19 protein-coding genes and 4 pseudogenes are annotated in these 19,049 nt (G+C 62.7%); 9 read left to right on the top strand and 14 right to left on the bottom strand.

Annotated features, from left to right (window positions below):
- Positions 1-594: 594 nt before the first annotated feature.
- Both J4G43_RS53105 and J4G43_RS53100 read left to right on the top strand, forming a co-directional pair.
- Positions 595-787, top strand: a pseudogene (locus J4G43_RS53105) (WGR domain-containing protein).
- A 98-nt stretch (positions 788-885) separates the two neighbouring features.
- Positions 886-1,210: pseudogene (locus J4G43_RS53100) on the top strand (HU family DNA-binding protein).
- Between the two features lie 53 nt (positions 1,211-1,263).
- Here the strand turns inward: J4G43_RS53100 and istB are convergent.
- The 5 genes from istB to J4G43_RS53075 all read right to left on the bottom strand — a co-directional run bounded on the left by istB (position 1,264) and on the right by J4G43_RS53075 (position 5,217).
- Complete coding sequence (gene istB / locus J4G43_RS53095) at positions 1,264-2,025, bottom strand: IS21-like element ISFK1 family helper ATPase IstB (protein WP_011090937.1); 762 nt, start codon at positions 2,023-2,025, stop codon at positions 1,264-1,266.
- 18 nt (positions 2,026-2,043) lie between these two features.
- Positions 2,044-3,585 carry an IS21-like element ISFK1 family transposase gene (gene istA / locus J4G43_RS53090; RefSeq protein WP_060907903.1) on the bottom strand — a complete coding sequence of 514 codons (1,542 nt, stop codon included), beginning with the start codon at positions 3,583-3,585 and terminating at the stop codon, positions 2,044-2,046.
- A gap of 221 nt (positions 3,586-3,806) precedes the next feature.
- Positions 3,807-3,950: a hypothetical protein gene (locus J4G43_RS53085; RefSeq protein WP_171901352.1), complete on the bottom strand. Its 144-nt coding sequence runs from the start codon at positions 3,948-3,950 to the stop codon at positions 3,807-3,809.
- Between the two features lie 62 nt (positions 3,951-4,012).
- Positions 4,013-4,324 (bottom strand): DUF736 domain-containing protein, encoded by a 312-nt coding sequence (locus J4G43_RS53080; RefSeq protein WP_028152788.1) that lies wholly within the window; start codon positions 4,322-4,324, stop codon positions 4,013-4,015.
- A gap of 743 nt (positions 4,325-5,067) precedes the next feature.
- Positions 5,068-5,217 carry a hypothetical protein gene (locus J4G43_RS53075; protein ID WP_171901351.1) on the bottom strand — a complete coding sequence of 50 codons (150 nt, stop codon included), beginning with the start codon at positions 5,215-5,217 and terminating at the stop codon, positions 5,068-5,070.
- 148 nt (positions 5,218-5,365) lie between these two features.
- Between J4G43_RS53075 and J4G43_RS53070 the strand changes: the two genes are divergently transcribed.
- The gene (locus J4G43_RS53070; RefSeq protein ID WP_038953878.1) at positions 5,366-5,566 is read left to right on the top strand and encodes a hypothetical protein; all 201 of its coding nucleotides are present in this window, start codon (positions 5,366-5,368) and stop codon (positions 5,564-5,566) included.
- Between the two features lie 139 nt (positions 5,567-5,705).
- Here the strand turns inward: J4G43_RS53070 and J4G43_RS53065 are convergent, their stop codons facing one another.
- The 4 genes from J4G43_RS53065 to repA all read right to left on the bottom strand — a co-directional run bounded on the left by J4G43_RS53065 (position 5,706) and on the right by repA (position 9,892).
- Complete coding sequence (locus tag J4G43_RS53065; protein WP_225005958.1) at positions 5,706-6,152, bottom strand: hypothetical protein; 447 nt, start codon at positions 6,150-6,152, stop codon at positions 5,706-5,708.
- A gap of 80 nt (positions 6,153-6,232) precedes the next feature.
- Complete coding sequence (repC, locus tag J4G43_RS53060; RefSeq protein ID WP_028152784.1) at positions 6,233-7,465, bottom strand: plasmid replication protein RepC; 1,233 nt, start codon at positions 7,463-7,465, stop codon at positions 6,233-6,235.
- Positions 7,466-7,661: 196 nt separating this feature from the next.
- Positions 7,662-8,681, bottom strand: a complete 1,020-nt coding sequence (repB, locus tag J4G43_RS53055) for a plasmid partitioning protein RepB (protein WP_028152783.1) — start codon at positions 8,679-8,681, stop codon at positions 7,662-7,664.
- On the bottom strand, positions 8,678-9,892 hold the full coding sequence (gene repA, locus J4G43_RS53050) for a plasmid partitioning protein RepA (RefSeq protein ID WP_028152782.1): 1,215 nt from the start codon (positions 9,890-9,892) through the stop codon (positions 8,678-8,680). The genes repB and repA overlap by 4 nt, the downstream gene beginning before the upstream one ends.
- 1,748 nt (positions 9,893-11,640) lie before the next feature.
- Between repA and J4G43_RS53045 the strand changes: the two genes are divergently transcribed.
- The 3 genes from J4G43_RS53045 (at position 11,641) to J4G43_RS53035 (ending at position 13,654) form a co-directional block, all read left to right on the top strand.
- The gene (locus J4G43_RS53045; protein WP_028152781.1) at positions 11,641-11,886 is read left to right on the top strand and encodes a type II toxin-antitoxin system VapB family antitoxin; all 246 of its coding nucleotides are present in this window, start codon (positions 11,641-11,643) and stop codon (positions 11,884-11,886) included.
- Positions 11,886-12,281: a type II toxin-antitoxin system VapC family toxin gene (locus tag J4G43_RS53040; RefSeq protein ID WP_009859458.1), complete on the top strand. Its 396-nt coding sequence runs from the start codon at positions 11,886-11,888 to the stop codon at positions 12,279-12,281. Before J4G43_RS53045 ends, J4G43_RS53040 begins: the two co-directional genes overlap by 1 nt.
- Positions 12,282-12,514: 233 nt before the next feature.
- Entirely contained in the window at positions 12,515-13,654 is a 1,140-nt protein-coding gene (locus J4G43_RS53035; RefSeq protein ID WP_162479014.1) for an RHE_PE00001 family protein, read from the top strand.
- A 6-nt stretch (positions 13,655-13,660) separates the two neighbouring features.
- Here J4G43_RS53035 and J4G43_RS53030 read toward each other — a convergent pair whose 3' ends face one another.
- The gene (locus J4G43_RS53030) at positions 13,661-13,939 is read right to left on the bottom strand and encodes a DNA -binding domain-containing protein (RefSeq protein WP_162479013.1); all 279 of its coding nucleotides are present in this window, start codon (positions 13,937-13,939) and stop codon (positions 13,661-13,663) included.
- A 241-nt stretch (positions 13,940-14,180) separates the two neighbouring features.
- Between J4G43_RS53030 and J4G43_RS53025 the strand changes: the two genes are divergently transcribed.
- Complete coding sequence (locus J4G43_RS53025; RefSeq protein ID WP_208089758.1) at positions 14,181-14,918, top strand: type IV toxin-antitoxin system AbiEi family antitoxin domain-containing protein; 738 nt, start codon at positions 14,181-14,183, stop codon at positions 14,916-14,918.
- Positions 14,915-15,349: pseudogene (locus J4G43_RS53020) on the top strand (nucleotidyl transferase AbiEii/AbiGii toxin family protein); the annotation flags it as partial. The gene J4G43_RS53025 and the pseudogene J4G43_RS53020, both read left to right, overlap by 4 nt.
- A gap of 49 nt (positions 15,350-15,398) precedes the next feature.
- Here the strand turns inward: J4G43_RS53020 and J4G43_RS53015 are convergent.
- From J4G43_RS53015 to tnpA, 4 genes are read right to left on the bottom strand one after another with little or no spacing between them, the layout of a single operon-like run.
- Positions 15,399-16,049: a UPF0149 family protein gene (locus J4G43_RS53015; RefSeq protein WP_063712394.1), complete on the bottom strand. Its 651-nt coding sequence runs from the start codon at positions 16,047-16,049 to the stop codon at positions 15,399-15,401.
- Positions 16,046-17,596, bottom strand: a complete 1,551-nt coding sequence (gene tnpC / locus J4G43_RS53010) for an IS66 family transposase (protein WP_035681142.1) — start codon at positions 17,594-17,596, stop codon at positions 16,046-16,048. The genes J4G43_RS53015 and tnpC overlap by 4 nt, the downstream gene beginning before the upstream one ends.
- A 50-nt stretch (positions 17,597-17,646) precedes the next feature.
- Entirely contained in the window at positions 17,647-18,003 is a 357-nt protein-coding gene (gene tnpB, locus J4G43_RS53005) for an IS66 family insertion sequence element accessory protein TnpB (protein WP_018273742.1), read from the bottom strand.
- Entirely contained in the window at positions 18,000-18,422 is a 423-nt protein-coding gene (gene tnpA, locus J4G43_RS56390; protein ID WP_018273743.1) for an IS66-like element accessory protein TnpA, read from the bottom strand. The genes tnpB and tnpA overlap by 4 nt, the downstream gene beginning before the upstream one ends.
- Before the next feature lie 84 nt (positions 18,423-18,506).
- Between tnpA and J4G43_RS52995 the strand changes: the two are divergent.
- Positions 18,507-18,998: pseudogene (locus tag J4G43_RS52995) on the top strand (nucleotidyl transferase AbiEii/AbiGii toxin family protein); the annotation flags it as partial.
- Positions 18,999-19,049: the final 51 nt, after the last annotated feature.

Genomic DNA, 19,049 nt, shown 5'->3' with positions numbered 1-19,049 from the left:
TTGGTTTGAACCAACAGACGATTGCGAATCCGGTCACCGGAACGATCCCGGAATTCGTACAGCGAATCCCCTGCCACAAGAGTCAGGTCAGCCCATAGCCATGGAGGGAACTTCTGGCGAAGTGAGCCGGCAATCGTGCTCGTTGCTGAGCGGTCCGCGACCGGTCGCGAGAGGATCGTCACGCGAAGGCGCGGAGACCGCTTGTGGGCTCCGGGAGCGTCGCCGCGGCGGCGCGAGTAGAGCCGTCCCCGAAGGAGCTCGCCCAAGCAGGCAAGGCTGTAAGAGCCGCAGGAACTTTGAATTAGAGCCGATCTCTTTCGGGCGGCTGTTCTGATCAAGACTGGCGCAATTGCAAGCCAGGAATTGCGACGCGCGTCCGATGGCGAAGTCTCCATCGAGGAGAGATTCAATCCGACAAATAAGACGGGGGTGCGGCATTCTCCGGCCCGATGGACCTATTGATAAATTGAATCGATCTGCCCGGTCGATTCATAAAACTCATTGGACGGCGCTTCCCTCCGAAGCGAGAATCTGTCCGTGCCGAAACCCGAACCAGAGCCGCTTCATCTGCGCCACATCGAAGCCGCGCACAATATGCGGCGGTTCTATGCGCTATCCACCCAGCCCACCTTATTCGGAGATCCGCAATTGGGGCCGCATCGGCACGAGTGGCAAAACCATGGTGCAGACCTTCGATAGTAGTGCGGAGGCGATCGAAGCATTCGTACGGCTGGAGCGTGCGAAGCGGAGGCGCGGTTACGCTGTCATGGACGAAAAACCGCCTTAGGCTGACATTCTTTCGAGGATTACGGCTCTGCCTGTGATGGCGGCGCTATCTGGTCCACGGCCTTGACGAGCAAGATTGAAAGAAGACGGAGCTCGTCCATGACGACTGCCAATGAGATCGCCGAAAAAAATTGCACCGAGAACGACCTGACAAAGGCTCAGGCGAAAACCATCGTCGATAGCGTTTGCAACGCGGGCACTGGTGCGGCGTGAGCGGAGCCGAGCGAGCCTTCCCGGGTTCGGCAAGTTCAAGGCCAAGGACAGCCCCGCTCGTGAGGGGCGCAATCCATCGACCGTCGCAACGATTGCAATCGCAGCTTTCAGGAAGCTGCCTTTGCGAAGGCCAAAGCCCATCAAAGATGGTCTGAACGCAGGAGCGGTGCGGATTTCACGGATCGTGAGCATCGATTTCGCGCGATCGTGAGCACTGAATTCAGACGATCGTGAGCAGCCCGCTACGGCCGATGGGAGATAGAGTCAGTGTTCTGGTTGGCCGTCAAGGGTGATGGTTTTGGCGCTGCGTTTTCGCATGCTTTCTCCGGTGAGCTGGAGGCGGTGGGCGTTGTGGACGAGGCGATCGAGAATGGCGTCGGCGACCGTGGGGTCCCCAATGGCTCCATGCCAGGTGTCCACGGGGAGCTGACTTGTGACGATGGTGGATGCGCGGCCATGGCGGTCCTCGAGGATTTCGAGCAGATCGCGGCGTTCCGCGGCGGTGAGCACCGATAGTCCCCAATCATCCAAAATCAGAAGCTGAGCGCGGCCGAGGCTTTTGAGGAGCCGAGCGTAACGTCCGTCTCCGCGCGCGAGCGCGAGCGCCTCGAACAGCCTTGGAACGCGATGATAGAGGACTGATCGGTTGTCGCGGCAGGCCTTGTGGCCGAGCGCGCAGGCTAACCAACTTTTGCCCAGGCCGGTTGCCCCGGTGACGAGCAAATTCTCGTGGCGATCGATCCAGCGACCTTCGACGAGTTTGGCGAAAACGGCGCGGTCGATGCCCCGCGGGGTGCGCAGATCGACGTCCTCGACGCAAGCAGTCTGGCGCAGTGCGGCGATCTTGAGGCGCGTGGTGAGCCGCCTGGTGTCGCGTTCGGCGGCTTCGCGGTCGACCAACAGGCCGATGCGATCTTCGAACGGCAGGGCTTCGAGATCGGGCGATCGGCGCTGCTCCTCGAAGGCCTTGGCCATTCCGGTCAGGCCAAGCTCGATCAGCCGTTCGTGGGTTGGGTGGTTAAGCATGCCGGGTCTCTCCTTGCTTCAGTGGAAGTAGTCGCGTCCGCGGATATTGCCGTGGCGCAGGGGCTGGTGCTCGAAAGATTCGTCGAAGAACGTGCGATCGAGGCCGTTCTGGAGGATCGATCTAATCGAGGCGACGGAGCGCGCCTTGATGAGGATGCCCCTCCGGCAGGCTGCGTCGAGGCGTTCGGCGCCGTAGCTTTTGACGAGCGCCAGAATGCCAAGGCAGGTTCGAAAGCCTTGTTCTGGATGGGGCCGGGCGTCGATCACGGCCTGGAAAAACGCTGCTGTCGAAGGACCGATCCGCTCGCCGGCGGCGATCACCGCGGCGGGGGTCCATTTGCCGTAGCGGCGATGGGCGCTCGGCATGTGGTCGGCGATGGTGGTGTGTCCGCGTCGGTTGGGCGCGCGGGCATGGCTGGCGATCCGCTGGCCCTTGTGGAAGATCTCGACCGTCCGATCGTCGATACGGGCATCGACCAGCTCGCCAATCAGACGATACGGCGCGGAGTACCAATGGCCGTCGACCTCGACATGATAATCGGGAGCGAGGCGGCAGCGCTTCCAGCGTGCGAAGGCATAAGGCTGATCTGGCAGCGGGGTTAGCTTGGGTTTGTCGAGTTCGGCAAACAGTTCGGCGCGGCTTGAGCCGAAGCCACGCATTTGACGAGCATTGAGTTCGTCGACGAGTGTCTTGATGGCGGCGTTGAGCTCGGCCCGGGAAAAGAAGCGCTGATTGCGCAGCCGGGCCAGAATCCAGCGCTGGGCGATTTGCACCGCGACCTCGACCTTCGCCTTGTCTTTTGGGCGCCGCGGCCGTGCGGCGAGAATGGCCGTGCCGTAATGGCTCGCCATCTCGGCATAAGTGCGATTGAGGCCGGGATCGTAGCGGTCGGGGTTGCTGACGGCGGCTTTGAGGTTGTCGCAGACCACGAACGTCGGCGTTCCGCTCAAAAACGTGAACAAGTTGACGTGGGCCCGGATCCAGTCGGCCAAGCTCTCGCTGGGGCAGGCCTCGGCGTAGGTGTAGTTCGAAGCGCCCATCGCCGCGACGAACAGCTTCATCGGCTGCACTTCCCCGGTCAGCGGATCGACGATGTCGATGGTGTCGCCGGCGAAATCCACGAACACCTTCTCGCCGCCCAGATGAATCTGCCGCATCGAAGGTCGGACCCGCCCCTTCCAGGCCTCGTAGGTAGTGCAGAACCACGTGTACCCGAAACCGTCGGGATTAACGGCGCGATACTCCTCCCAGAGCAGGCGACGGGTTACGTTGCGCCGGCGGAGCTCTTTATCGATGTAGCTCCAGTCGGGCACCGGCCGCTGCGGGCTCTGAGACGCTGGTCGTGGGGCCGGGAAAAGCAAAAGCTCCAGGTCTTCATCGGTCATTCCCTCCGGAAGCGGCCAGCTCAACCCAGCAGAGCGGGCGCGGCTCAGGTAGCTGTGCACAACGCCGTTGCTGACGCCCACGCTCCGCGCGATGGCCCGCTCTGGCAGGCCTTGAAAATGTTTTAACCGAAGGACTTCCTTGATCCGGCGCATCGACAATCTCTGGGTAGGCATTGGACTTCCTCGTTAACCACGAGGTCATCCCTAAGCCGGTTGAGTTGTCGGCCGAAGCGCTGCAAGGCTCCGAAAGCCTTGCTCACGATCCCGCGAAATCGTTGCTCACGATCGTCTGAAATCTCTGCTCACGATCCCCTGAAATCCGCGCTCACGATCCCGCGAAACGCGCAGGAGCGGACCGTAATGAAGGTGCATCGCAAGATGCAAGAGGACGGGGCTTATGCCCGCTCCTCGGCTGCGAGCGCTTTGTTGCGTTGGCGGATGAGTTCGGCCAATTCGACTTCGAGCGCCATGCGCTCCGCCGGCGTGAACAGGCATTCGCGCAGCTCGGCGCGCAATTCTTCAATGGTGTCGACGATCATGATCGCATCTCCGGTAGAAGGGAGCGGGCCCCGCCTTGCGGCGGAGCCGATTTCCTGGAGCTTCAGTCCCGGTTCGGCCGAGACCAGATCAGTTGCAGGCCTTCCGCACCTTCGACTTCGATCAGGGTGGCGTAGATCGGAGCCGGGAAGCTCGGATCGTCCAGCTTGACGGAGAGGTAGTCGCGCTCGGTGTCCTTGGCGGTCTTCTGCCAGGCGGCGCCCAACTCGACGTTGCCGGAGTAGATGCGGAAGTGCGGTCCCTTGTCGGAAGGGGTGTCGACGCGGATCAGCTTGGCCTTGACGTTGAGGTTGAGCGTCTTGATCGCGCCGGAGAAGCCATTGCCCGTGGACGTGAAGGTGCCGATGGTAGCCATTGTCTCATTCCCTTGGTTTTCTCGGGCCGCGCCGATCGCGACCTCGATGGCGGTCGTGAGACCGGAGGCGATCGACCTGCACCCAAAGGGCCGAAATGAAATGGAGGGCGGCCGGCCTCGACTTTCTTGGACCGCGAGGAATGGTGCGCAGCGCCAGGTGAAGAAAGTCGAGGACGGACGTTGCAGGGACAAGATCGAGAGCCCGCGAAGCGGGATCGGCCTTCGGTCAGACCAGCCTCTATCGAGGATGGTGATGGGTGCGCCCGTCGCTAAACCACATGGAATGAAGACAGGCGGCCCCGATCCGTTCGGCCATTCGGATCTCAGGCAATGGGCGCGGCAAGCAAAATGCAGCTCACCTTAATAGGTCACCTGGACGGCGCGCATCACCCGCAATGGAGATCGTCACCGTCAGCATTTCGGCGTAGCCGTCGAAGTTGCCAGCGCAAGATCGATAACGAGGCTGGCAACGTACTCGCCATGTGGATGCAACCCGCCCACCGCATCCATGCGACCGAGCGCCCCGCGAGGCGTAAAACAGATGCTACCGTCGCTTGGCATGCCGGCCTCCGAGTCCGGGACGATTCCGCCGGCACGCGCGATGGAACGAAGCTGGGCGTTCGGGTTGCCACTCCACATCGTCGGAGAGGGTTGTGAGCGCAATCGGCCTCTGCAGCAATCCGGCTGCCGGGCTCGATTCAACCCGAACGTTATTTGGCCGGCGGTCGCAGCGGGCTTTCCGACTACTTCCGGGCGAGGGGATCGCGCAGCGGATCGTCCTCGCAGACCACGCAGACGTAGCGCGGCCCGCCGGGCGCGAGGTCGTCGGGCACGGCCGTCATCGGCTTACCGCACTTCGGGCCCAGCTTCCGGCTGAGGTAGAGCGGAGTCATGATTTTTGCCTGCCGGGACCAGCTTAGTTCCCCGTGCGCCGCGAGCACAAGTAAATCGCCGAAAATTGTCCGCATGCACCAGGCCGCTTGACGCGGAGTGCGTCTCACGTTGAAATCCGATTTTCAGTGATGTTGCGGGGGTTGCGTCGTGGAAGAATTTTATAGAGGCTTCGCACAGCGGGCGCGCGATCTGGCGGAGTACGCGGACCCGTTCACCAAGCGGCGGCTACTCGACCTGGCCCAGCGATACGATCTCAAGAGCAAACCGGGAGCCCCGGGCGCTCGGACTCTCCCGCCGCCGCGCGCGACGCCACCGACGGTGCTGTTTTCCGGCTCCGGCGAAGCTTAAGACTAATCGGAGCCAGGCCCGGTCGTCGGTTTTCTTGTTTCATCGACCGGTCCGGGTATCGGCCGCGCGCGGTCGCGGTGCTCGCGTTAGTACAAGCTGACCCTACAGCACTGAACCGCGCTGACTGCGGCGCGAGGAGTCAGCGCCTGCGCCGCGCGATCTCGTCAGCGACCATGCCCTGCGCCCGCACCAGCCGCTCATGCAGGGTCTCGAACATATCGAGGATGTCATCATTGGGTTCATTCTTGCCCTGCTCGATGGCTTCGGCGACGAGCTCATCGAGGGGCGTCTCCTTCAATTGATCTTTCTCCAGAAGATCCTCAAAAACGCTATCGCTGGTCGGCTGCGATTGGATGCGTCCGTCGGAATTGCACCAGACGGTGAAAGTCTGTTGCCCCAGAATGGCGTGCTCGACCATCTCCGCATCCAACGGAATCAGCGTCCCCCAGGCCTCGCCCGCCTCGTCCGCGAATCCTGCCACGTACATCCGTTGCTCCGCGGCGCCTTCATCGCCAGGCTGGAAAAATGGCGCGAGCGTGATTGGAGGGTGTTTTGCCATGACGAATCTCTCCGAACGGCCTTGCATCGACACAGCGCAGAAGCCGGGTCAGTGGGGGTGTTTCGATCACACGAAGAGGCAAAGTCTGGGAACGGCGCCTCATCGCCTCACGCCCTCTGCTTGTCTCGCCGGCGAGAATTGATCTGCGCCATCAGGATTGGACCAAGCGAAAATTCGCCGACCTCGGCTTTTCGCGTTAGACCGCGCAGATAACCGCCAGCGGAATTGATCGCCGTCCCGCGCTGCAGGATACACGCGACGACGATGGCTGCAGGCACCTCGCCCATAACCTTTTGCGCCTCCTCCCAGGCGCTCGGACTGATCCCCAGCATCGATCGTACAACGGCCGCTGTGGCCAGGAAATCGCGCCAGTTCGAAAGCCCGCCCTTCGCATAGTCGACGATGTCCGGGCATGCACTCAGGACCATTCCCAACGGATACGTCCCCTCCCCGACTCGCGATGGTTGAGGCCTTGGCTCAGCTCCCGCCGCCCTGCCTTCTCGAAGGCTAGGTTCAAGGTCAATGAGGGTATCTGGATTTGAATTCTGTATGTGGTGCTCAGAATGGGACTCATTGGCGCTCGGATTCTTGGATTTGACATGTGTTTCCAGAAGATTGAGTACGTCGTCGGCGAGCTGAGACAACTCGTCGGCGATCGGCTCGAGCTCCTGGCGCGTCGCGGTGCGCGGAATCTGATCGACGATCGCGCGGAAGGCAGCGTGCACGACCTTCCAATCGGCAGGCCCCTGCCCTCCCCTTCGCGTCGGGACGGCTTCCTCCATGCCAGTTGCAATCATCTTCCCGATGTCGCGCCGGCACAGTGTAATCCGCTCACGCACGAGCTTGAGTGCGCGGGCCTCGGCTTCGATATCGGCCGCCAGGCTCTCGAACTCTTCCGAGCGCACGACGAGCGGTGACAGATCGAAGCCGAACGCGAGCTCGATTTCGCCAGCATCGTCCTTCCGCGCATATCGCTTGCCATTTGGACTGTCGCGCCGAACGATTAGCCCCGCGTCGACCAGCACAGCGAGGTGGCGTCGCAGCGTCGATGCCGGCATGCCGTGCGCTCGCCGCGCGAGCTGATGGTTCGAGGGGAAGACGATCAGGTCATCCTCTCCTGTCAGCGCGGTCTCGGGATGGAAGGTTAGGAGTGCGTTTAGCACCGAGAGCGCGCGCTCCGACACCCCAAGGCGCGGCCGTGCCGTGCAGATGGCGTGGAAGATCTTCCATTTGTGCACGATCTTTTCGGGAGGACGTTCCGTTGCGACCATCTGGCTTGCCACATGGGCAAGCGTCAGCGATCGCCGCCCAAAGGGCGTCGTTGGAGAGTGTGACTGCATGTCTTTGCCTCAGTTGGGCAAAGAAAATCCGCTCGCCGAAACGACGATAAAATCGCGTGGAAACTCTTGACTGCGATTCGCGAAAGTGATTCTCTGTCAGTCGCCAAACTTGAAGAGAAGGGCTTCCGGAACTCCGTTTCGGGGGCCTTTTTCTTTTGCCTTGTCTGCTCCTGGTTCGTGTTTACGGACGAGACCGTCAGGCCTCGGTACTTTCCTGACCACTGCTCTTCTTGGAAAAGGCGTCGAACAGGGCCGGGAGTTGGTCCACAAGAAATGCCGCGAATGTCGTCGAGACATTCTTGTCGATGGTAAGCTTCAATTCGCGCTCGGCCTGACGCACGTGCGCAATCTTTTCCCCGGACACGGAAAAGACCGGCTTCTCGTCCGGCTCTTTCGAGGGCTCCCCGCGAGATGGACGGGTTGCCGCGGAGAATGCTGCAAGAAATCGTGCGTCGGTTTCGCGCTCTGCAAATTTAGGTTCGGCGATCGCCGCTCTGACCCGTTTGAGCGCCGCGGAATCCTTGATCAATTCAGCGAATGACTGCCAACGGCCGCGGCCAACTTTCGGAGCTTTCCCGATCGCTTGAATGACCTCGGCAGGAACCGATCGAGCCACGGCAAGAAGTTTCGAGGCCTCCGCCCGATCGACCGACAACGCATCCTGCACGACTGAGCGGCTATGCCCGGCATCCTCGATATGCATCGCGAAGCTGGCGCGCTCAATGAAACTCAAATCTTCGCGCGGTGCGTTCTCGAGTCCTTGCGCCACGACAAGCGCTTCATCTGACAACGATCGCAGAATCGCTTTGACGGAAATACCTAGTTCGCGCGTGGCGCGGACGCGGCGATGACCATAGGCGCTCTGATAGCGCCCTTTCGCTTCAGGATGCTCCCGAACGAGAATGGGCACCTCTTGGCCACGCTGTGCGATCGACTGTTTGAGCGCTTCGAACGAGCTATCATCCTGATCGCGAAAACGGTCGGCCAGCGGTGACGGATCGACGAGCGAGGGGTCGATTTCAAGTATCACCGCCCCGGATGCAATTCGTTCGCGAAGTTCCTCGTTCTCTTTCTCCACTTCGGAGAAAGAGTCTTTCAACGAGCGAACCGAGCCCGACGAGACCCGCGGCAAGGCAGCGGGCATGTTGTCAGCTGACAACGCACTTGATTGCGGGGCCGTGAAAAGGCTCTTGATCGTGTCAGTACGTTTGCTCATCGACCCCACACCTTCTTAAGAAGTTGCGCGATTTCGGCATTGACCGCGTCGACCGATTCTAATGCTCGGTCGTAGGCGCCCCGCCCTACGGCGCCGCGCTCCAGCTCATAAAGTGATTGCTTGGTGAGACCAGCATTGGCGATCGCGGTCGATTTCCACACAGTCGCCTGGAGCACATCTGAACCAAAGAGGGTGCGGAGGAGCGCCACGATTTGAGCTTCAGGCACGTCATTGGGATCGTGACGCGTGATGACGTACCGGATGAAATCGTGATCGAGGCGCCCGCCAGCTTCTTCGATGACGGACATGAGATCCGACGTCATGAGAAGAAATTGGCTCATGGATGCGACATCGACCATCTGCGGATGGATGGTCACGAGCATAGCGGTCGCCGCGTTTAGCGCGCCCATGGTCAGGTAACCAAGTTGGGGTGGGCAGTCGATAACAACGACGTCGTATTCGTCTGCAACCTGGTCGATGGCACTGGCGACGCGGCGAAAGAACAGGTCGTGTCCGCGTTCTCGCCGCTCGACCATTGCTCGAGGCGTAGTGTGCTCAAACTCCATAAGCTCGAGATTGCCTGGAACGAGCCCTATCCCGTCAAAATAGGTCGGCCGGACAATCTCGCGCAGTGGCCGGCGATGTTCGTCATATCGGATGGCCCCGTACAGGGTTTCGTTCGCCCCAATGTCAAACTCGGGTTGGTACCCGAACATTGCTGAAAGCGAAGCTTGCGGATCGAGGTCAATCGCGAGGACCCGAAAGCCGGCAAGGGCGAGGTATTGCGACAGATACAATGCCGTCGTCGTCTTGGCGGAGCCGCCTTTGAAGTTTGCGACGGTGATGATTTGGAGCTTGTCGCCTGGGCGCCGGCGCGGAAGGAATTCCATTGCTTCGCGCGGCCGCGCAGTGGCTAGATACTCGCGCAACTCATGAATCTGACCCAGAGTGTAAGACCGTCGCCCCCCGGTTCCTGTCGCTGGCGTCGGTCCAAGTCCGTCAAGAGAGAGCTGCCGAAGGTACCCATCGGACACGCCCGCAATTCGCGCAACCTCTCCAGAGGTGAACGACCGGAGCGACTTGCTCGCCGAAGGCGGGAAAAGAGTTGTCGCGAGCGAGCGAAGCTGGCCGGAAAGAATGCCCGCGTGCCGAGTGATCCGCGCAGACGCAGTCTCGCTGATGGTAGCCGAATCTTCCGCTAAGATCGCCATTTGCCTTCTCAAGACGGTTTCTGCTCGTCAGACGCCTAGTCTCCGTCTTGAGAGATGGCCACGATTCTGTGATTTGAGCAAGAATTAAAGGGTTAACGAGTTATTCGATGACGTGCCAAACGGCGCGCAGGCCCTTTTTTTGGTGCACCGCCCTGTTGTTGTCAGCTGACAACAACGGCTCGGCGCGAATGGGATGAGCCTCGACTATGGCGTGAGTCGGCTCGCCTTACGAGTCCCCAGAGCGTCATTTTGTAGCTCGCCAACCGCTGCACTGAACGGTGCTGCCACGGCTGGAGTCCGGGCGACGGGACACGCCCCGGCTTGTAGCCTCCGTTCAGTGCTCTGATCTTAGGTCATGTAGGGCAAATTCTAGAGAATCGCGCCGCCATGTAGCGTCGGCTCCTGCCCGCCATTGCCCAACGTCTGGCGCCGCGGTCCCGCGAGAAGCACCCTCCCCGCCTCGTTCACGACAACTGCCTCAGACGCCCGCGCTGAATGGCAAGACACCGTAAAGCGACGATGTCGTCTCGCTTGGATCGGCGGCGCGCCGGACTTTCCCGGGTGTTGATCGGGGGGCTGGCGCGTCACTTCGCTGCGCCGCCGCTCGCCCCAAAAAGGGCAAGCAGAAGCACCGCACTGTCGCAGGGGGTCCACCGGGGCCGGACGAACAGGTCGCAAGCAACCGAGCAGACACATTCCAGGTCATCCGCGCTGGCCCTTCTCTTGCACTTCCGTGTGGCCACACCGACGGATCGCCAGGCGCGACATCGACCTCAGGGCTCGGCGCTGCAACGGAGACCCTCCTGCCCTTTTCTTCATCCCGGGCGATGCGATCCGACGAAGGAACGGCAACGGGCCGCCACCTCGTCCGGGATGCCGTGGTGCGGATCCAATCTTGAGCGGGGAGCTCGATGCCGGGCCTTCAGATCCATTTGCGGGAACGCTCGCCGAGATCGCCCGGGTTCCAGATAGGGACGGTTTTCCTCGAAAGTCCGCAATCGTATCGCCACACAGGAACCTCCTGTTGACTCGTTTCGACCGGGGCAACAATGGACCGCGTGAGGGGCTAAGCAGGCGAACGCATTCAGGACCTTTGGGCGAGGTCCAGGCCGAGCTCGCGGTTGAAGGCCCGTTTAACGGGAGGTTGACCGAAGGCGCCGGCGTGGGGGTGCGCCTTTGGCGAGGCGGCAAGGCCGCCGAATGAATACGATCTCTCGATGGTGGGTGCTGGCGCGGATATCGAGCTGCGTGGCTCTCGAACGAAGCCGATCTGCCCCATGGACGCCGTTGGATCATGGCAGACAGCAGCGACCCCCTGGGCGATTGTTGTCAGCTGACAACAGGGCCCTACCAAGGATGGATGTTGTCAGCTGACAATAATTTGGGACCTGCGGTCGTCAGTCGCTTCAATTCGCCAAGGCGCGTCGCACCAGTCGAGTCACGATCGGTATCCCATCGGTAGTCGACATCGATCCGCGCCGCGCAGAATTCAAAGCGAGGAAGGAGCGGGCGAGGGTGGGATGGTCGTTATTGTCCCGACGGCCAGATGATCTGCGAGGACAGCCCTGAGGGAAGCAGCATCCGGAGAGGGAGAGGGCAGGTGTTCATAGACAACTAACCATAAAAGTTGCCCTCACACGTCACGAAGGCCGCACGTCTTCGGGGCGCAAACGACGAGGCCGGCCCTTCCCATTGGTGTATCCGTGATGATATACAGGTATACACGATGCGGTCTAGAGGAGCGCGCCATGGCCTTCCACATCAAGAACCCTGAGACCGACGCGCTCGCTCGCAAGGTGGCCTCGCTAAAAAAACTCGGCCTCACCGAAGCAGTGCACGTGGCGCTCGCCCATGAGCTCGAGCGCGAGCAGGGCAAGCCGTCTTTGGTCGACCTTGGCGTCCAGTTCTGCCGGGATCTACGCGCGAGGGGCGACGCCGCCAAGGGACAGCCCGCCGATAAGGCGTTCCGCGACAGTTTGTATGAGGACACCTGATGTTCATCGACGCTTCGGCTTTGACCGCGCTCCTGACCGACGAGGAGGAGGCACGAGAGCTTTTGGCTCGCCTGCAGCAGACCGGAACGCGTCTGACGTCACCGTTGGCGGTATGGGAGGCGGCGGTCGCGGTCGCGCGCGTGCTGGATCTTTCGGTCAGCGCCGCCGCCGAAGCGATCGAAGAGTATTTGGCGCTGATGGAGATCGCCGTTGTCGCGGTGCCGGCTGAAACGGCAAGGCTCGCTCTCGACGCCTTCGACCGATTCGGCAAGGGCCGGCATCCGGCGAGCCTCAATTTCGGGGACTGTTTTGCCTACGCTTGCGCCCGGCATCTGGGGCAGCCCTTGATGTTCAAGGGCGGTGACTTTCCGCAAACCGATATCGAAGCCGCCTAAGCGACCCGGCTGGGGCGGCCGCGGCGCGCGGAAAGAAGGGGGCTTGTCCGGACCAGGGCAGGGAGTTTACCGGGCAGCGGCCCTCGGATCGCTGATGCGCTTTAACGGCCTGCTCAATCGATAAGCAGTGATTATTGACAGCGAGCGCCACGGGGAACCAGCCTGTCGCTATGACCGAAGTTATTCCCGTGATAGCTTCCGTTTGAACGATTCTTGTTAGGGTTATCAAGACCTTGCAAAACGGTTACTCAATTCCCGATCCACTGCCTTGGGCTCAGCTAGCCGGCCCACTCGCCATCGCCGAGGACGCGCTTGCCCGGCTCGACGAACGCCTGGCCAAGAGCCCGATCCGCGACGGCTGGATTGCGCGCACACATTATACTGACGCCTGCGCCAGTCTGTGGCTGGAAGGCGAATTGGTCCATCTCGAAGATCTGGTTCTCCACGACGCCGGCATGGACATCCGCGCCCCGACCCACGAACTCACCCGCGCCCACGCCGTGCTACGGACCCGGCGCCGCATCGCCGACGCGAAGCCGGATTGGGCGCCATCGCCGGCGGGGCTCGACAGCCTGCGCGGCCGCACCGGGCAGGGCGAGTGGGAGGAGGGCAGGGGCATCCGAAAGGAAGGGGAGCGAAGCTTCGTCGGCGGCTACGATAGCGGAGACGCTGATCTCGACACGTCGCTTGGCGGCATCGAGTCCGACCCGCACCTAGCCGCCGCCTTCGCCGCGGTCGACGCCGCGAATGCCAAGGCGGAGCGGACACTCGCCGGCGGGAGTCGCACCCAGTCCGAGCGGGACCCGGTGGTCTACGACCCCGACTGGGACGAGGACGCGCGTCTCGACGACTGGCGCGCCGTGGTCGAGCAGACCCGCATATTGCCGCCGACGCTCGCGGCCGCGCTTGCGACTGAGGCTTGGGACGCCATCGCCCCGCTGCAGCACACGCCCTGGCTCGGCCGGCTGCTGGCAGCCAGCGTGTTGCGCGCGCGGGCCAAGACCCGCTGGCATCTGCCCTGCCTGCATGACGGGTTGAAGGCCATCCCCCGCGAACGCCGGCGGCCGCGCGACGCGGCGGCGCGACTCGCCGTGCAACTCGAGGCCATCACCGCTGCCGCGGCGGCCGGTCTCAAGGACCACGACCGCTGGCTTAACCAGCGAACCCTGCTCGCCCGAAAACTCGCCGGCCGTCGCGCCACGTCAAAACTGCCGGCGCTGCTCGACTATATGCTGACCCGGCCGATCGCCTCGGCCGGTATGATCGCGAAGGAGCTTAAGATCACGCCGCGCGCCGCTCAGGACCTGGTCGGCGAGCTTGACCTGCGGGAGGTGACCGGCAGGGGACGATATCGGGCTTGGGGGATTCTGTAGGCGCCCTCAGTGCGGTGCCCCGCCCCGCAGCAGATCCCGGTAGCCATGCTCGGTGATCCAGCGGGCACGGGCGAGATGGGTTTCCCACGCCCGGCGCGCCCGATCCGGCTCGCGCGCGACGTCAATATGCAGCACGGTCCGCGCGACCTCTTTCCAGTCGGAGCCATCGGCTGCGGCATCGAGCAGACGGAGATAGGTGACCAGGTGCTGCTCGTCATAGTCGGTCAGAATCGGCGCGGTCGGCGCGGCATCGGCGACATCAAGATCGGCCGCTGACTTCTGCATGGGGTGTATTCGCCGGCAAGGTTTCTTGTCAGCGGAGAGTAGGCGCGTTCGTGCACCGGTGAGTAGACCCGAATTGCGCACCACGTGGTGCCTAGCGGGTATCACCGAGCACAGCGCAACCGCAGCTGACGAGTTCTTGGCCGATCTAGGGTTAGCTTAATCCGGGTTATCGTAGCCTGACTGCGACTTCGACTCCCAATTCAAGCTTGCAGAACTTTGATATTATTCTTACTATCGTAGTATGGCTACGACCCAAAGAAACAAGCTAAGAAGGCTGTACACCCGCTTGGCGCCGGGGGCGCCGCTGACCTCCGGTGACCTCACCGCCCTCGGGATATCGGCTGACCTTGCCGTCCACTATGTCCGTGCCGGCTGGTTGCAACGGTTGGCACGCGGCGTCTATTGCCAGCCAAACGATCCGCCCACTTTGCACCCGAGCCTCGTCCTGCTGCAGCGGAGCTTCGAAGGATTGCATGTCGGCGGCAAGTCGGCCTTCGACTGGCACGGCATCCGCCAGTACATCCCCCAGCGGCCCGTCCTCCATCTATACGGCTGGAAAGCCGGACGCCTTCCGGAGTGGTTCACCCAGCGCTTCCCGGCCGAGTACCACCGCAAGCGACTCTTCAAGGAAGAACCCGGCGCGCTGCTTCATGTCCGGCCCTTCGAGAGCCGCAAGGGCGGCCCGCTCGTCTCGGCGCCGGAACGCGCATTGCTGGAGGTGCTGAGCGAAGTCGGCGTCCGGCAGCCGCTGCAAGAAGCGCGCGAGCTGGTCGAAAGCACTTACAGCCTGCGTGCCGATCTGCTGCGAGACCTGCTCAAGCGCTGCACCAGCGTCAAGACCGTGCGCCTGTGCCTGCAGCTTGGCCGCGAACTCTCTCAGCCCTGGGCCAGCAAGCTCGATCCGTCTCAACTGCCCAAGGGCAGCGACCGGGCCTGGGTGTCCCGCTCCGCTGATGGGCTCCTGGTGCTGAAGCCATGAACCAGGTCTACCTCGACAGCGCGCGGTTGCTGACGCGCGTGGCGCCGCTGGTGCTCGTCGACGATACGTTCGCACTCAAGGGCGGCACGGCGATCAACCTGTTCGTGCGCGACATGCCGCGGCTCTCGGTCGATCTCGATCTGGTGTTTCCCGACCACACACTGCCGCGCGAGCAGGCTCTGCGGCGCATCAACGAGGCCATCCGTCAGTCGGCCGCGCGCCTGCAGAAGCAGGGCTTTCTGACCCATGCGCCGGCCGCGACGGAATCCGGCGAGACAAAGCTGATGGTGCGGCGAGGGGGCATTGAGGTCAAGATCGAGGTCAACTTCGTCATGCGCGGCACCGTCCATCCGGTGCACATGGCGTCGCTGACAGAGGCCGCGCGCGACACGCTGCAGGCGGATCTCGAAATCCCGGTGGTGTCGTTCGAAGGTAAACGGTACGAGAGGCCCACGGAGCCACGGACTTGGTGCGGACGGCCTACGCACCGCGCTTGAAGCGTATAGGCATCCAGAACTGCCGGAGGGCCTCGACGGTTGCTGGAATGTTGCGCCAGGCGTTTTGGATGATGGGCTGCGTTCCCAGCGTGCGCCGGGCCGGGGGTAGCAAGGGTCGACCGGCGTCGTCGATGCAATGGACCAAGATCGGCCGCAGCATAAGGTGTTCGGTTCCATTCGGGGGGAGAAGCCGCGACCAGACGAGAAGCCGAAGCTTCATGACGGCGTAGAAGCCCATGCACCAGGGCTGCGGGTCGACTTCGCCGTCCGGTGATCGCACGAACAGCGGCTCGAAGCTCTCCGGTCTCGTCGACAGCGTCTCGCTGATAGCGTTGTGGCGCATCAGCGTGGCGGCGATTGCCGAGAACTCCTCGGTGTCGTGATTGAAGGCGTCGGGATCTACGCCGAGGAGCGGGCACACCCATTCCTCGGACGCCATCGAGACCGGCCCGGCGACGACCGCGGCCACCGCGCCATCGAGCATGGAGAGCGACGTCGCCCGCGGATGCCGAAGCGTCGGCGACCTGGCGCGCTTGCTGATCCATTGCCCGAGCCGTTCGAACGACATGGCATAGTCCGCCATCGTCGTCTTGCGTGCTTTTCGCGTTCCCCGCCCTTGCTTCGGCTTCGTCATGCCACGGCCCGCTTTTCGGCTTCGCGTGCGGCCTTCCAGTTCCAGGCCAGAAGTTCGTGAAGCTGGTTGGTCTTCGTGGCGCCGCTCACCATGCGATCGAGAACGTCGACGAGATACGCCTCGGGGTCGAGGCCATTCAATTTCGCTGTGTTAAGAAGCGAAGCGAGTATCGCCCAGGTCTCGCCCCCGCCTTCGTCACCACTGAACAACGAGTTCTTTTTTCCGATCGCAATTGGCCTGATCGATCGTTCGACCGTGTTGGTGTCCGGCTCGAGCCGCCCGTCATCCAGGAACGTCGTCAGGCCCTGCCAGCGTTCGAGCATGTAGTCGATCGCCTTGATGAGCGTCGAGCGGCGGGAGATCCCGTCCTTCACCGCGATCAGACGGGCCCTCAACGCCTCCATCAGCGGCTTCGTCTCGGCCTGTCGCGTCGCGCGGCGTTCCCCAGCATCGAGACCGCGGATCCTCTCCTCGATCGCGTAGACGGCCGCAATGCGCTCGATGACCTCCGCGGCGAAGGGTGAGTTCGTCGTCTTGTGCACCCTCACGAAGTTGCGGCGCGCGTGAACGAGACAATACGCCAGCTGGATCTGGCCCGACATCATCGCATCGCCCGCCAGCGAGGCGTAGGCGGCATAGCCGTCGACTTGCAGCACGCCTTCGAAGCCGGCTAACTGCGCCACGATCTCCTTTTTGCCGCGACCACCTGCGAACACGTAGGCGACCGCCGGCGGCGCCGGCCCCTTCCACGCCCGATCGTCCGTCGCGTGCGCCCAGAACTGGCAGATCCTCGTGCGGCCGCGTCCCGGATCGAGCACTGGCATCGGCGTCTCGTCGCAGAACAGCCGCTCGAAGCCGTGCATAGTCTTCAGTTGCAGATCGTAGAGGCCCCTGACCAGCCACGCCGCGCTCCCCATCCAGCGCGCCAGCGTCTGACGGTCGACGACGACACCCTGACCCGCCAGGATCTGCGTCTGGCGATAGAGCGTCGATTGCCAGGCATATTTGGCCGCGGCGATATGCGCGATCAGCGCCGTCGTTGCCATGCCGCCCTCGACGAGCCGCGCCGGTGCCGGGGCCTGGACAATCGGGCCCTCACAGGAGCGGCAGGCGTATTTTGGACGGATCGTGCGGAGCACACGCAGCCACGCGGGAACCCGATCGAGCGCTTCGCTGCTCTCCTCGCCGATCCGATGCATCTGACCCGTGCAGCACGGGCACAGCGTGGACGCCGGCTCGATCACCCGCTCGACCCGAGGCAGATGCGCCGGCAGCGCGCCGATGTTGCGCTTCGCTTTGCGCCGCTCCGGCCGCGGCGCGTCCGGTTTGTCGTCATTGGCCGGGAGCTGTGAGCCGGCGGTCCGTTCCAGATCAAACGCGATCTGTTCGGCGCAGACGATCGCCGCGCGCTCCGATCGTGCGCCGAAGATCAGGCTCTTCAACGTGGCGATCTCTGCGCGCAGATCATCGTTCTCGCCTTCGAAAGCCAGCACCATCTCGGCAAGAGCCGCAGGGTCAGAGGGGAGATCTTCGGGGCGAAGCGCCATATCGCAGAGCTACACGAACGCACTCGCAATCGCCAGCAAAACAAGACGCTTCAGGCAACCTTCGTCGGCCGCTTCGTCACCTTCGGGACCACACGCGACCACTCCGCAAGACCTTCAATCAGCATCGCCAGTTGCGCCCCCGTCACCGGCATCGTACCCTCGCGAACAGGTGGCCAGGCAAAGCCCCCATTCTCCAGCCACTTCGTCGCTAGAACCATTCCCGAGCCGTCAAAAACCAGTAGCTTCAAACGATCCGATCGCTTCGATCGGAAGACATAAACGTCACCGCTGTAGGGCTTGCCGCCTAATCCCTCCGCTACCAGCGCGACAAGGCCATGAACGCCTTTACGAAAGTCAATCGGCTGCGTCGCGACGAACACACGGACCATTGGACCGAAAGAGATCATCGCGTCGATCTCACCGCCGCCAGCACGCGCTCCAGCGTCGCGGCGTCGACGCCGACGGGCACGCGCACCGTCGCGCCCGCGATCATCACCTCGATCCGCTCGGCCGGATCCGTCAGAACATGCGCCTTATCGATCGCGTTCGGCTGCGCCTCGACGGCGGCCTCGAGCCTGACTTGCACGAACTGCGGCGCTTCGCTCGACGCGAGCCGCGCCTGGCGCCGCCACACACTGAGCAGTCCCCGGTTCACCCCGTTGCGTCGAGCCACCTCGGAAATGCTCGTCTCCGGATCGGCACTCTCGGCCACGATCCGCGCCTTCTCCGCATCGCTCCAACTGCGCCGTCGCCTCTCCCCTGTGATCACCTCGATCCGCTGATAGGAGGCGGCATCATGCCCGTCTTGATGTCTGTCTTGATGCATGGAACGAGCGTCCCTCGCGTTGTCAAATCCACGCGCGAGTCTCGCTCATCCCGTCCACCTAAACGAGGTGGGGTCGTCGTACCGCTATCGTTCGAAGACGTATATGGCGGCAAACTGGTTGCGGCGATGGACCGGCAGCATCCCCGCGATCTGTTCGATGTCACGCAGCTTTTTGTGCACGAGGGAATCACGGCGGGCATTCGCCGCGCTTTCGTCGTCTATCTCGCGAGCCATAACCGGCCGGTGCACGAGGTTCTGTTTCCATCGCTGCGGGATCTCCGCCAGGAGTTCGAACACAATTTCGCGGGCATGACCACCGAGCCCGTTGAACTCGACGCGCTCTTGGCAGCGCGCGAGCGAATGATGCGCGAACTGCAGCAAGGTCTGAACGCCGACGAGCGCCGCTTCCTGCTGTCGCTGGTTGCCGCAGAGCCCGAATGGTCGCTACTGGGCGTGCCGCACTTGGAGCAGCTTCCCGGCCTGCGATGGAAGCTCCAAAATTTGGAACGGCTTCGGAAGGCCAATGCCCGAAAATTCGCCGAGCAATCGAATGCGCTGGCCCGGCTATTTGGATGAGCGTAGGTGGGCCGTCGCCACGCGCCGCAGGTGATGCGGTGTGACTGCCGA

It is taken from the genome of Bradyrhizobium barranii subsp. barranii, assembly GCF_017565645.3.
GTDB classification, from domain to species: domain Bacteria; phylum Pseudomonadota; class Alphaproteobacteria; order Rhizobiales; family Xanthobacteraceae; genus Bradyrhizobium; species Bradyrhizobium barranii.
The sequence above is the reverse complement of the archived record's forward strand: the minus strand, read 5'-3'. Positions and strand labels throughout refer to the sequence as shown.

Bases quoted from the DNA above. Each gene is read 5' to 3' on its own strand.
- istA (WP_060907903.1), bottom strand. From the start codon at position 3,585: ATGCCTACCCAGAGATTGTCGATGCGCCGGATCAAGGAAGTCCTTCGG.
- J4G43_RS53080 (WP_028152788.1), bottom strand. From the start codon at position 4,324: ATGGCTACCATCGGCACCTTCACGTCCACGGGCAATGGCTTCTCCGGC.
- J4G43_RS53065 (WP_225005958.1), bottom strand. From the start codon at position 6,152: ATGCAAGGCCGTTCGGAGAGATTCGTCATGGCAAAACACCCTCCAATC.
- istB (WP_011090937.1), bottom strand. From the start codon at position 2,025: ATGCTTAACCACCCAACCCACGAACGGCTGATCGAGCTTGGCCTGACC.
- tnpC (WP_035681142.1), bottom strand. From the start codon at position 17,596: ATGGCGCTTCGCCCCGAAGATCTCCCCTCTGACCCTGCGGCTCTTGCC.
- J4G43_RS53025 (WP_208089758.1), top strand. From the start codon at position 14,181: ATGGCTACGACCCAAAGAAACAAGCTAAGAAGGCTGTACACCCGCTTG.
- tnpA (WP_018273743.1), bottom strand. From the start codon at position 18,422: ATGCATCAAGACAGACATCAAGACGGGCATGATGCCGCCTCCTATCAG.
- repB (WP_028152783.1), bottom strand. From the start codon at position 8,681: ATGAGCAAACGTACTGACACGATCAAGAGCCTTTTCACGGCCCCGCAA.
- J4G43_RS53015 (WP_063712394.1), bottom strand. From the start codon at position 16,049: ATGACGAAGCCGAAGCAAGGGCGGGGAACGCGAAAAGCACGCAAGACG.
- J4G43_RS53045 (WP_028152781.1), top strand. From the start codon at position 11,641: ATGGCCTTCCACATCAAGAACCCTGAGACCGACGCGCTCGCTCGCAAG.
- repA (WP_028152782.1), bottom strand. From the start codon at position 9,892: ATGGCGATCTTAGCGGAAGATTCGGCTACCATCAGCGAGACTGCGTCT.
- J4G43_RS53030 (WP_162479013.1), bottom strand. From the start codon at position 13,939: ATGCAGAAGTCAGCGGCCGATCTTGATGTCGCCGATGCCGCGCCGACC.
- J4G43_RS53040 (WP_009859458.1), top strand. From the start codon at position 11,886: ATGTTCATCGACGCTTCGGCTTTGACCGCGCTCCTGACCGACGAGGAG.
- tnpB (WP_018273742.1), bottom strand. From the start codon at position 18,003: ATGATCTCTTTCGGTCCAATGGTCCGTGTGTTCGTCGCGACGCAGCCG.
- repC (WP_028152784.1), bottom strand. From the start codon at position 7,465: ATGCAGTCACACTCTCCAACGACGCCCTTTGGGCGGCGATCGCTGACG.
- J4G43_RS53075 (WP_171901351.1), bottom strand. From the start codon at position 5,217: ATGACTCCGCTCTACCTCAGCCGGAAGCTGGGCCCGAAGTGCGGTAAG.
- J4G43_RS53085 (WP_171901352.1), bottom strand. From the start codon at position 3,950: ATGATCGTCGACACCATTGAAGAATTGCGCGCCGAGCTGCGCGAATGC.